Here is an 11,807-nt window from a genome sequence, read left to right on the forward strand (position 1 = left end):
TTAAATCTCTCCTTCATATACAGAAACGACAGCTTGTGCAGCAATGCCTTCACGGCGCCCAATAGCCCCTAGCATTTCATTTGTTGTCGCTTTAATACTAATGCGATCTAATGGTATCTCTAATATAGACTGTAAATTAGCCTTCATCATATCGATGTGAGGTTTTAATTTAGGTGTCTCAGAAATAACCATAATATCAATATTATAGGCTTGTAACCCACGTTCTTTCAATAAGAAATTTACTTTTTCTAGTAAAAGCATGCTAGAAATCCCTTTATACTGGTCATCTTCAGGTGGAAAATAGTATCCAATATCCCGTAAACCAGCGGCGCCTAGCATGGCATCCATCAAGGCATGAATGAGAACATCCGCATCGGAGTGTCCATCAGGGCCAAGGCCAGATTCGATATGAACACCACCTAAGATACAAGGACGACCTGCTTTTAATTGATGAATATCATAACCAAATCCAACGCGCATACGCTTATCCTCAATTCCTAAATATCGTTTTGCTACTGCAATATCATTAGGAGTGGTCACCTTAATATTACAATAGTCTCCACTTACTATATGTACAGGCTGCCCTAAATGCTCAACGAGGGACACATCATCAGTGCCTAAATATTTTTCATCATAAGCCTTTTGATGGGCCTCTTTAAATAGATCTTTTTGAAAGCCTTGTGGCGTTTGAATTTGGTATAATTCACTGCGTTTTAATGTTTCTATTACAGTATGCTCTGTATCAACTCGTTTAATCGTATCCGTAGCAGGGACACCTACAGTAGCAGCTCCATATTCTATTGCGGCCCTAACAACAGAATCAAACAGTTTCGTTGATGCTAATGGACGCGCTCCATCATGAACTAGCACAATATTACTATCTTCTGATACAGCTTTGAGCCCATAAGCCACAGAATCTTGACGTTCTCTTCCACCAAGCACTATCTTTACAGGAATATGCAAATCCAACCCTTGAATATGGTTAGACATATATTCTTGTTCGCCTTCAGCTACAACAAGAATAATTTCTTTTAAACCTTCAATCTTTTCTACATTCTGTATGGTACGTTGAATAATAGAATATCCCCCTAAAGGAATAAATATCTTATTTTCTTTATATCCCATACGGCGACCAGCACCTGCAGCGAGAACGATACAACTAATTGCCTTGCCCATTTTGTCCTCCATCTACACGAGCAAAAATCATCCGTCCTGCACTCGTTTGTAATATGGATGTAACCATAACCTCTACATTTTGACCAACATAAGGCTTACCATCCTCTACGACAATCATCGTGCCATCGTCGAGATAAGCCACACCTTGGTGTACTTCCTTACCTTCTTTCATGATTTGAACGCGAATCCATTCTCCAGCGATTAGAGCAGGTTTTAATACATTTGCCAATTCATTGAGGTTAAGCACTTCAATACCTTGTACACGAGCCACCTTATTCAAGTTAAAGTCATTAGTCATCAATTTCCATTGCTTATCTAAAGCAAGTCGCATAAGTTTTGAATCAACCTCTACAAGATCATCATAATCATCTTCAACAACTTCTATAGCTACCTTATTGGCATCTTGCATATCCTTCAAAATATCAAGGCCACGTCGGCCACGATTGCGTTTCGTAGCATCCGCAGAGTCAGAAATTACCTGTAACTCATTTAATACAAATAGTGGCACCATAAGAGGGCCTTCAATGAAGCCCGTAGCACATAGTTCTTTGATACGACCGTCAATGATAACTGAAGTATCTAGTAATTTTGGCGTACTAGAGGATTTATCTAATTTATGAGTTGAAAACATTTTAAAACGACTTGTTTTTTTAGTGCTATCTCCTCCCCATTGTTGTACGTAATTATTGTACATTTCGGGGCCTTTACGAGCCATGATTTTAAGTCCACTATATCCAAAAATAGCACTCAAAATTATAGGAATATAAGGTCCTATAATAGGTACTTGATTGAATGCAACACCAATTAGATTTGCAATAATAAGGCCGAATAATAAACCGATGGTGCCTGCAATCAATTCTTGATTTGGAATATGAGTAAGAATACGCTCTAATCTTTTAGCAATTACTAAACCTTGTTTCAGAATAAATGATGAAATCAGATAACCAATAACAAGGCCTAATAGAGTACCTACGATTAATACTGCAATACGTGCAATTGTTAATGACATGTCCCCAAAAGATTCAAATTGAGAAACCAAATATGGGTCAATAATAGGTGCTAAGCTATCCATTCCCACGTAGGCTGCTGTACCTACTAAAATGGCTATTACATAGCGTAAAATCCGATAAATCATGAAATCACCTCCTAATTATGAAAATACGAGTTGCATCGCCTCTTGTATAGATTTGACACCTTTAATTTTGATAGAACTATCATTATCCTTGATTTGTTTATAGTTGCCTTCAGGAATAATAAACTTTTTAAAACCTAATTTCTTGGCTTCATTTATACGCTGTTCAATGCGAGGAATACTGCGAACATTACCAGTTAAGCCTACTTCACCTAAAATTACCATATCTGTTGGAACGATTCGATTTTTCAGATTTGACACAATGGCAACCGCCATAGATAAATCACAAGCAGGTTCATTTACCTTGAGACCACCGATGACATTTACATACACGTCTTTATTACCTAATGTAAAGCCACAGCGTTTTTCTAAGACTGCTAATAATACAATTAATCGGTTAAGATCATAACCAATCGCCGTACGTCTAGGCATACCAAAGGCCGTAGTAACGACCAAGCTTTGTACCTCTACTAAGATGGGCCGAACCCCTTCGAGGTAAATCATAACAGCACTGCCACTTTCTTCATCGGAACGCTCTGCCAAGAGAGAAGCAGATGGATTGGATAATTCTTGTAACCCTTCCTCTACCATGGCAAAAATACCTGTTTCTGATGTAGAACCAAAACGGTTTTTAATGGACCGTAATATACGGAATTGATAAGAACGCTCCCCTTCGAAGTAAAGCACTACATCTACCATATGCTCTAACATACGAGGCCCTGCAATATTGCCTTCCTTTGTTACATGACCAATGATTACAGTAGGTATATTTCGTTCTTTACAGAAGCGAAGTAGGCGAGATGTGCATTCCCGAACTTGACTAACACTGCCTGGCGCAGCATCTATATCTCCAGTATACATAGTTTGTATAGAGTCAGTGACTAGTAAGGAAGGAGTCATTGCTTCAGCTTGCTCCAATATATGATCTAGATCAGTATCTGCAATAACTTGTAATCGTTCACTATTAATATGCAGTCGTTCTGCTCGAAGTTTAAGTTGTAACTGAGACTCTTCACCAGATGCATAAAGAACTGCTCCTACTGTATCGGCTACCTTCTGGGATACTTGTAGTAACAGAGTAGATTTACCAATACCAGGATCACCACCTAAAAGCATTAGAGCACCAGGCACTATGCCACCACCTAATACACGGTCAATTTCACCAAAGGTTGTAGATACGCGTGCAATAGAAGAAATTTCGATATCTGGCAAGGCGGTAGGCTTCGCCGTTTGATTTCCAACACCTCGAGAAGGTGTTCGACTATGTTTAGTTTCTTTAATGATTTCTTCAACTAATGTATTCCATTCTCCACATTGTGGACAACGGCCCATCCACTTAGAGGATTCAGCCCCACAATTTTGACAAAAGAATACAGATTTTGCTTTTGCCATAACACCTCAATACATTTAAAAAGAAAGGTCATGAATGATAACCATTCATGACCTTTTATGCATAATTTTACTACATGGTTAACTATCATCATTTTATAGTATACCATTTAACTTATATTTTTTATATGAAAGGTAGTCATTAACTGTATAATTTGTATTTTTATCATATTGATACAACAAGATCGTTATCCTTTGCATCTGCTTTAATAATTTTACCTTCTTTTGCATCTCCTTTCAAAATAAGATCGGACACTGGGTCCTCAATTAAACGTTGAATAGCACGTTTTAATGGTCGAGCCCCCATTGTGAAATCAGAGCCCTCCTTAACGAGTAATTTCATAGCCTCAGGAGTTATTTCTAATTGTAAATCACGTTCTCCAAGGCGTTTTGTGACATCACTCATTAAAATGGTTACAATTTCTTTTAAGTCCTCTCCTGTTAATGGATGGAATACAATCATTTCATCAATACGGTTTAAAAACTCAGGTCTAAAATGACGTTTCACCGCATCCATTACTGACTTCTTAGCCTCTTTGAACTCAATTTCTTTATTTTCATCTACATTGAAATCAGATTTTTTAGCCGCTAAAAAACCAAGTTCTGGAGAGTTTTTATGTAAAGCTTTAGCACCTAAGTTACTTGTCATAATAATAACTGTATTTCTGAAATCTACAGTTCTTCCTTGACTATCAGTAAGACGACCATCATCAAGAACTTGTAACAAAATATTAAAGAAATCTGCATGTGCCTTTTCCACTTCATCGAGGAGGATAACGCTATATGGTTTACGACGTACCGCATCTGTTAATTGGCCACCTTCTTCATAGCCTACATAACCTGGAGGAGCACCGACTAAGCGAGACACAGTATGTTTTTCCATATATTCAGACATATCAAGTCGAATCATAGCAGATTCATCGCCGAACAAGGAGGATGCAAGCGCTCTTGCTAGCTCAGTTTTCCCTACACCAGTTGGCCCAAGGAACAAGAATGAACCAATAGGCCGTTTTGGGTCTTTTAATCCAGCCCTTGCACGGCGTACAGCTTTAGCTACAGCAGTAACAGCCTCATCTTGACCTACTACGCGTTTATGAAGTTCTTCTTCCAAATGTAGTAAGGTTGCAGACTCTTCTTCTGCAATTTTAGCCACTGGAATGCCTGTCCATTGCGCTACTACAGCAGCTATGTCTTCTTCTGTTACTATTAACTTTTGATCGCTTTTTTCTTTAGCAATAGATTTTTTATCACCAATTTCTTTTAATAGTGATTGTTCTTCATCGCGAAGCTTTGCAGCCTTTTCGAAATCTTGAGACGTAACAGCCGCTTCTTTTTCTTTCTTAACTGTATTGAGACGATCCTCTAATGCTTTAACATCAGGTGCTGCAGAAAATACTTTCATACGAACCTTAGATGCAGCTTCATCGACTACATCGATAGCCTTATCAGGCAAGAATCGATCTGTAATATATCGGCTAGATAAAGACACAGCTGCTGTTAATGCCTCATCTGTAATCTTAGCCTTATGGAAAGCTTCATACCGATCTCTTAAGCCCTTTAAAATTTCAAGAGCATCCTCTTCGTTAGGCTCTCCTACTTGAACGGGTTGAAAACGACGCTCTAAAGCAGCATCTTTTTCTATATGTTTCTTATATTCATCAAGTGTTGTGGCACCGATAACTTGGAATTCACCTCGTGCCAAAGCTGGCTTTAAGATATTAGCTGCATCCATAGCACCTTCAGTAGCACCTGCCCCAACCAATGTATGAATTTCATCTATAAAGATAATCATATCATCATGTTGTTGTACTTCATCGATAGCTTTTTTTAACCGTTCTTCAAATTCACCACGGTACTTGGCACCCGCTAACATAGAGCCAATACTAAGAGATATAATGCGTTTATTACGCAAAATCTCCGGTACATTACCAGTCACAATGCGCTGTGCCAAGCCTTCGGCAATAGCTGTTTTACCTACACCTGGTTCACCGATAAGAACAGGATTATTTTTAGTTCTACGACTGAGAATTTGAATGACTCGTTGAATCTCCGTATCGCGACCAATAACGGGATCAATCTTACCTTGTTTAGCAGACTCATTAAGGTCAGTTGCAAAATCTGACAGCTCACCTAAATCATTATTGCTATTTATTCCCTCTTGACCACCATTATTGCTACCTTTATTCGAGCCAAGAATACTACGAATTGCTTCTACTACGTCATTACTACGTATATTCATAGCTCGTAAAATAGCAACTGCAACACCGCTACCATCGCTAAGTAGGCCCAATAGAATATGCTCAGTACCAACGTAGTTGTGATTCATGTGATTTGCTACTTGAATGGCAAGCTCAAGCACATGCTTAACGCGAGGTGTCATATATATTGACGTTGCCTTTTTATTACCACGTCCTACATGTTCTTCTACAGCTTCAAAAATATCTTCTGTAACAAGGCCAAGCTCTTCTAAAGCTTTAGCTGCTACACCATTTTTAACCTTTGTAAGGCCGATGAGTACGTGTTCAGTACCGACATAGTCATGTCCTAACTCCAAAGCAGCCTCTTGAGCTAACGAAAGAACACGCTGTGCATCGTCTGTAAACCGTTGCATCATAATATCACCTCATCTATCTATGTAAATTGTAATTATTTCTTTTCAAATATATGTAAACAATGGTGAAATAACCATTGGAATATCAAAAATATTATTAAACTCTATTAATCTATTATGCTATCTAGTATTAATATTTACTATTTTTTACAAATCTCTTAACAGTAAACTAAGAAAATTATATAAATCAATCTATACAAAATAAATAATCATGCATTAATTATTTATGTACTTATATTAATTTGAAATTTTTTGACGTATCACCTTTGCACGATAGCTGTCGCGATCGGTATCTGTCAAATTTTCACTACCTAAGTATTTAGAGAGGAAGTTTGGTCTAGTTATAGCAACAAGCTCATTAAAAGTATCTTTACCCCAGAATGGTAAAATTTCTAAATCTACACCTAATTGAATGTCACTAAGCTTACTAAGTGCCTCTTTACCGCTTACACGTCGTGCATATTGTAAAATTCCATAGGATCGCCAAAGTATATCTTCCAAACCTTCTTTATCGTTGTGTAATAAAGATTGCCGAGACTTTCGTTCTTCTGCAATAATTCCTTCTACAATTTTAATCAATTGCTCAATAGTTGCTTCTTCACTAATACCCATCGTTCGTTGATTAGAAATCTGGTAAATACAACCTAAAGCTTCGGAACCTTCCCCATACAACCCTCGTACAGAGTAACCTAATTGTATTATGTTACGAATGAGTCTCGTAATACGACCAGATAACGTCAATGCGGGTAAATGTAACATAACAGAGGCTCGTAAACCTGTACCCACATTAGTGGGGCAAGCAGTTAAATAACCAAATCGCTTATCAAAGGCATAAGGGGATTTTGCTTCAATAGCTTTATCAATTTGAACCGCATGATTATAAGCTTGTTGCAATTTAAGTCCTGGAGCCATAGATTGAATACGTAAATGATCTTCTTCATTTACCATAATTGCGATAGAAGCATCATCAGATACGATCAAATTACGATACGGTAATTGTTCCTCTAAAGCAGGACTCATTAAATGCTTTTCAACTAAGACAGCACGTTCACGTTGACTTAATTGCTCAAGGCTAATATTTGTATATTGGTGCTCATCAGCCTTTTTTAATATTGGCAATAGGCCTCGAGAGATTTTATTCACTTTTTCTAAGGAAACTGTATCTTCACGATTCGTAAACAATATATCATCAAAATTTCTCGCCAATCGTATACGGCTTGAAATTACAATGTGGTCTGTCGCCTCTGTATCCTGACACAGCCACTGACTTAGCGGAGAGTCCAATATAGTATCTAACATAAGAACCTCCTATTCGTTATCACCATCAATGATAACTTCTAGATTTTTAATTTTATCTCTCAAAATTGCAGCTTCTTCAAAGTTTTCAGCTTGAATAGCTGTATCTAATTGACGGCGCAATTGCTTTACTTCATACTTTGCTTTAAAAACATTAGTACCACGACTAGGTATAGTCCCTTCATACTCAGAACTACCTTGTATTCGTTCTAATAATGGATTTATTTCACTATTAAAAGTCTCATAACATTGACCACAGCCAAACTTACCTACCCGATTGAATTCATCATAAGTAATACCACACTGAGGGCATCTCTTAGATTGATGAGCTTTTAATAAGTTATCTGGATACACCATATTCTTAAAAAAATCATTAGTAAAAAAGTTATTATCCCACATATCATTCATAAAAGAACTATAAGGAGATAATTTCCCAGCTTGTTGTAACTCGGTGGCACAACTACTGCAAAGATGTTGCTCAGTCTTTTGATTATTTATGATATTAGTCATATGGATAGTAGCTTCATTTTTATGGCAATGATCACATAACACAAATCATCACTCCTTCCGCAAAGTGTCCACCATTGATGCATATAATTGACGAACAGCATCATTACGTTCTTCTACGTCTACATTTTCAATTAATGTAGCAAAAGAATTATGCATCAATTGAGCTTCACGACGGGTAATCTTTTCAGATTGTAATAATTGAAATAATGATTGATCTACATCTCGCATATCAATTAATCGTTCTACCGTATTTGGACCTTCATAAATCCGATAAGTTGTAACAGCAGGTAAAGAATCTGAACTTTCTGGGTTAATTTTTTTGATTCGAATATATCCACCCAAGCCACGTCTTGACTCAACATCGAAACCGCGCTCATTAGAAAAACGCGTACTTAATACGTAACTAATTTGGGATGGCGCACAATCTAATTCATCAGCCAATTCATTACGCTTTAAAATTAGCTTTTCTTGTTCTTCACGCATACGGTCTAATATAAATTTTTCTATTTTATCAGCTATCATACTCATAAAAAACACCCCTTTAAAGTTTATTTACTATAGTTTTGACTATTTGTTCTTTAGCATAACTCTATTATATTTGACTTTTTGACCTTAGTCAATATAAAAGTCAAATTTTATAAAAATAACGTTTGACTTTTAATGTATTCTCATATAATTGGACTTAATCCTTAAATCTATGTATAATAAATGAGATATTATTTTCTGAAGGAAGGTGTTGTTATGGCAGAAGCATTAGGACAAGAACTGTTAATTGATTTATATTCCTGCGATGAAGACGCAATTTCATCCGCTACAGCTGTACAGGAAAGTGTAGCAACCGCATTTGACTTAGCTGAACTTGATGTAGATGAAATCAGTTGTCAAGTTATGGACGAGGAAATCGCCCTCCTTTCTGTCGCACCAGGTTTTCACTTTACATTGCACACATATCCTGCACTTGGTTATGTAGCAGTTGATTTATATTCCTTCGAGCAAACATTACCGCTTACATTAATTATGAAAGCCTTACGTAAATCTTTTAGAGCTGAAAAAGTAAAGGCAACAAGTGTGCAACGTGGCGACTTTGGTAACGAACGAGATATGAAGCCACGTCGCAAAACTAAGATTACTACACTTGGTCGTGTTTCTCGTACACGTATCCAACTCAAACAAACAGGGGGCAAGTTGAAAAAACAAAGTGCTAAGGTTATCAAAACATTAGCTAAAAAGAGTGGCCTAAAAAAATAACATAAAATGAAGATGCAAAAAAGCTAGAGGATTTCCTCTAGCTTTTTATTTGGGTTGATATGTAATTCTATTTATATAGCTTATCTACGAACCATCATTTCTTCAAGATTGAGAACATCAGCAATTTCATCAACATCATCACAAATATATTCGGCATCCGCTTCTTTTAACTCAGATTCCGTACCGTAACCATAGGTAACACCGATGGAGATACAGCCAAGTTCATTAGCTGCTTCTACATCGTACTTACGATCTCCAACCATGAATGTCAATCGACGACCATTTTCATCAGTTAATGGGTTACCACATAGCGTGAGAGCTTTTTCAAGAATTTCTTTTTTGTGTAACAATCCCGCTTCGTAATTAGCGCCAACAATAACATCAAAGTATGGTGTCAATTCAAAGTGATCAAGAATATCTTTAGCATAATGTTCTGGTTTTGCAGTAGCTACAGCTATAGTATATTGTTCAGTTTTGCATTTAGCTAATAAGTCTACAATATTCGGATATACTTTATTTTCAAATTTACCGATGGTACCATAACGTTCACGGAATTTAAAGTATGTTTCTTCCGCTTGCTCAAAGGTCAAACCACAATGTTCTTGGAAAGCATCTACCAATGGTGGTCCTAAGAACAATTGTAATGTTTCTTCATCAGGTACAGTATAACCGAAATGTTCCAATGCAAATTTAATGCTTTTAAGAATACCTTCTTGAGAGTCAGTTAAGGTTCCATCTAAATCAAATAATATCGTTTTCTTCATATTATTTCTTTAAAGCCTCTTTCAATGTATGCCATGCAAGAACTGCACATTTTACACGTGCTGGCATATTAGAAATATTTTGTAGAGCCATAGCATCTTCTAATTCTTCTAACTCATTTTCATCGGTAATCTCTTTTTTAATCATACCCAAGAAAATTTCTACTAAACGAAGCGCTTCCTCAACAGATTTGCCCTTAATGATATCAATCATCATAGATGCAGATGCTTGGCTAATAGCACAGCCAGAACCTGTATATGCAGCATCTTTAATGATACCATCTACTACATTGAGTTGTAATGTTAGATCATCACCACAACTAGGGTTATGTCCATGTTCAGAATTTGTAAATTCAGATAATTCATGCTTATTACGTTTATCTTGGTTATGTTCCAAAATAAGTTCCGTATATAATTGATCCATTTCCATTAGTGGTAATTCTCCTAATCTTTAAAACCCATTACTGAACGAACAGTCTTTAATACTTCAAGGAATGCGTCTAAATCTTCCTTGCGAGTGTATAAGTACATACTTAAACGAGTAGATGCAGATACATTGTAGAACGCACCTAATGGTTGTGCACAATGGTGACCGGAACGAACGCAGATCCCCTTAGAATCCAAAATTGTAGCTACGTCATGAGGATGTACATCATCTACAGTGAACGCAATAACGCCATGTTTTTCCTTAGGATTTTGAGAACCAATAACATGGACATGTGGCAATTCAACAATCTTAGGAAGAATATAAGCTACTAACTCCTCTTCATAGGCTTCTATAGCATCCATTCCAAAGGATTCCAAATAATCAATAGCTGCATGCAAGGAAACGGCACCATCAGCATTTGGAGTACCTGCCTCAAACTTATATGGAAGCTCATTGAATGTAGCAGTTTGTTCTTTTACATACTCAATCATATCGCCACCCAATAGGAATGGAGGCATAGTTTCTAATAAATCACGTTTACCGTATAGTACACCAATCCCTTGAGATGCACACATTTTATGGCCAGAGAATACGAAGAAATCGCAATCCAATGCTTGTACGTCAATTTTTTTATGAGGTGTAGATTGAGCACCGTCTAGAACAACAATAGCACCTACAGAGTGAGCCTTCTCAGTTAATTCTTTTACTGGGAATTCCATACCAAGCACGTTACTAACATGAGCGAAAGCAACAATTTTAGTCTTTTCATCAATTTTATTGATTTCACCATCTTTTAAGTGCCCATGTTCATCAAGATACATGTATTCTAAGGTTGCCCCCGTCTGTTCTGCCACATATTGCCATGTTACAAGATTCGCATGATGTTCAGCAACAGTAATGACAATCTTGTCACCTTTTTTCACATTATGAAGGCCATAGCTGTGGGCAATCAAGTTCATTGACTCCGTACTATTACGTGTAAATATAACCTCTTCTCGTTCGCGAGCATTGATAAATTCAACTACGCGATCCCGTGCATTTTCATAGTCTTCAGATGCTTCAATGGCTAAAATATGAGAACCACGATGTGGGTTACCATTACGTTGTGTCATATGTTCCACAACACGGTCAATTACGGACTGTGGAATTTGAGCAGTAGCACCGCTATCTAAATAGATAACACGATGCCCATTATGCTCTTTATGTAATATAGGAAAGTCTTTGTATGCTTCTGCAATTGGTCTCATAAAAACGCCT

General features: G+C 37.0%; 11 protein-coding genes. 1 reads left to right on the forward strand and 10 read right to left on the reverse strand.

From position 1 onward, the window contains the following. From ispD to HMPREF0873_RS02095, 7 genes are all read right to left on the reverse strand, one after another. The gene (ispD, locus tag HMPREF0873_RS02065; protein ID WP_008714035.1) at positions 1-1,176 is read right to left on the reverse strand and encodes a 2-C-methyl-D-erythritol 4-phosphate cytidylyltransferase; all 1,176 of its coding nucleotides are present in this window, start codon (positions 1,174-1,176) and stop codon (positions 1-3) included. Then, complete coding sequence (locus HMPREF0873_RS02070; protein ID WP_004696009.1) at positions 1,160-2,311, reverse strand: PIN/TRAM domain-containing protein; 1,152 nt, start codon at positions 2,309-2,311, stop codon at positions 1,160-1,162. Before HMPREF0873_RS02070 ends, ispD begins: the two co-directional genes overlap by 17 nt. Before the next feature lie 15 nt (positions 2,312-2,326). After that, the gene (gene radA, locus HMPREF0873_RS02075) at positions 2,327-3,700 is read right to left on the reverse strand and encodes a DNA repair protein RadA (RefSeq protein WP_008714036.1); all 1,374 of its coding nucleotides are present in this window, start codon (positions 3,698-3,700) and stop codon (positions 2,327-2,329) included. A gap of 163 nt (positions 3,701-3,863) precedes the next feature. Next, complete coding sequence (locus HMPREF0873_RS02080) at positions 3,864-6,311, reverse strand: ATP-dependent Clp protease ATP-binding subunit (RefSeq protein WP_008714039.1); 2,448 nt, start codon at positions 6,309-6,311, stop codon at positions 3,864-3,866. A gap of 234 nt (positions 6,312-6,545) precedes the next feature. After that, positions 6,546-7,607 carry a protein arginine kinase gene (locus HMPREF0873_RS02085; protein ID WP_008714041.1) on the reverse strand — a complete coding sequence of 354 codons (1,062 nt, stop codon included), beginning with the start codon at positions 7,605-7,607 and terminating at the stop codon, positions 6,546-6,548. 9 nt (positions 7,608-7,616) lie between these two features. Beyond that, entirely contained in the window at positions 7,617-8,156 is a 540-nt protein-coding gene (locus HMPREF0873_RS02090) for a UvrB/UvrC motif-containing protein (protein WP_038125381.1), read from the reverse strand. Positions 8,157-8,162: 6 nt separating this feature from the next. Then, the gene (locus HMPREF0873_RS02095; protein ID WP_004696020.1) at positions 8,163-8,642 is read right to left on the reverse strand and encodes a CtsR family transcriptional regulator; all 480 of its coding nucleotides are present in this window, start codon (positions 8,640-8,642) and stop codon (positions 8,163-8,165) included. A 213-nt stretch (positions 8,643-8,855) separates the two neighbouring features. Between HMPREF0873_RS02095 and HMPREF0873_RS02100 the strand changes: the two genes are divergently transcribed. Beyond that, a complete protein-coding gene (locus tag HMPREF0873_RS02100; RefSeq protein WP_004696023.1) occupies positions 8,856-9,362 on the forward strand; it encodes an S-adenosylmethionine decarboxylase family protein in 507 nt (168 codons plus the stop codon). A gap of 80 nt (positions 9,363-9,442) precedes the next feature. On the opposite strand, the gene HMPREF0873_RS02105 is transcribed toward HMPREF0873_RS02100, so the two are convergent. Genes HMPREF0873_RS02105 through HMPREF0873_RS02115 form a run of 3 tightly spaced genes read right to left on the reverse strand, consistent with a single transcriptional unit; the run spans position 9,443 to position 11,797 of the window. Beyond that, complete coding sequence (locus HMPREF0873_RS02105; RefSeq protein ID WP_004696982.1) at positions 9,443-10,126, reverse strand: HAD hydrolase-like protein; 684 nt, start codon at positions 10,124-10,126, stop codon at positions 9,443-9,445. 1 nt (position 10,127) lies between these two features. Further along, the gene (gene sufU, locus HMPREF0873_RS02110; protein ID WP_004696027.1) at positions 10,128-10,553 is read right to left on the reverse strand and encodes a Fe-S cluster assembly sulfur transfer protein SufU; all 426 of its coding nucleotides are present in this window, start codon (positions 10,551-10,553) and stop codon (positions 10,128-10,130) included. 14 nt (positions 10,554-10,567) lie between these two features. Beyond that, positions 10,568-11,797 carry a SufS family cysteine desulfurase gene (locus HMPREF0873_RS02115; protein WP_004696029.1) on the reverse strand — a complete coding sequence of 410 codons (1,230 nt, stop codon included), beginning with the start codon at positions 11,795-11,797 and terminating at the stop codon, positions 10,568-10,570. Positions 11,798-11,807: the final 10 nt, after the last annotated feature.

Origin of the sequence: Veillonella sp. 3_1_44, from assembly GCF_000163715.1 — a bacterium.
GTDB lineage: Bacteria > Bacillota > Negativicutes > Veillonellales > Veillonellaceae > Veillonella > Veillonella parvula_A.

Excerpts from the sequence above, each read along its gene's own strand:
- ispD (WP_008714035.1), bottom strand. The coding sequence starts at position 1,176 with ATGGGCAAGGCAATTAGTTGTATCGTTCTCGCTGCAGGTGCTGGTCGC.
- HMPREF0873_RS02070 (WP_004696009.1), bottom strand. The coding sequence starts at position 2,311 with ATGATTTATCGGATTTTACGCTATGTAATAGCCATTTTAGTAGGTACA.
- radA (WP_008714036.1), bottom strand. The coding sequence starts at position 3,700 with ATGGCAAAAGCAAAATCTGTATTCTTTTGTCAAAATTGTGGGGCTGAA.
- HMPREF0873_RS02080 (WP_008714039.1), bottom strand. The coding sequence starts at position 6,311 with ATGATGCAACGGTTTACAGACGATGCACAGCGTGTTCTTTCGTTAGCT.
- HMPREF0873_RS02085 (WP_008714041.1), bottom strand. The coding sequence starts at position 7,607 with ATGTTAGATACTATATTGGACTCTCCGCTAAGTCAGTGGCTGTGTCAG.
- HMPREF0873_RS02095 (WP_004696020.1), bottom strand. The coding sequence starts at position 8,642 with ATGAGTATGATAGCTGATAAAATAGAAAAATTTATATTAGACCGTATG.
- HMPREF0873_RS02100 (WP_004696023.1), top strand. The coding sequence starts at position 8,856 with ATGGCAGAAGCATTAGGACAAGAACTGTTAATTGATTTATATTCCTGC.
- HMPREF0873_RS02105 (WP_004696982.1), bottom strand. The coding sequence starts at position 10,126 with ATGAAGAAAACGATATTATTTGATTTAGATGGAACCTTAACTGACTCT.
- sufU (WP_004696027.1), bottom strand. The coding sequence starts at position 10,553 with ATGGAAATGGATCAATTATATACGGAACTTATTTTGGAACATAACCAA.
- HMPREF0873_RS02115 (WP_004696029.1), bottom strand. The coding sequence starts at position 11,797 with ATGAGACCAATTGCAGAAGCATACAAAGACTTTCCTATATTACATAAA.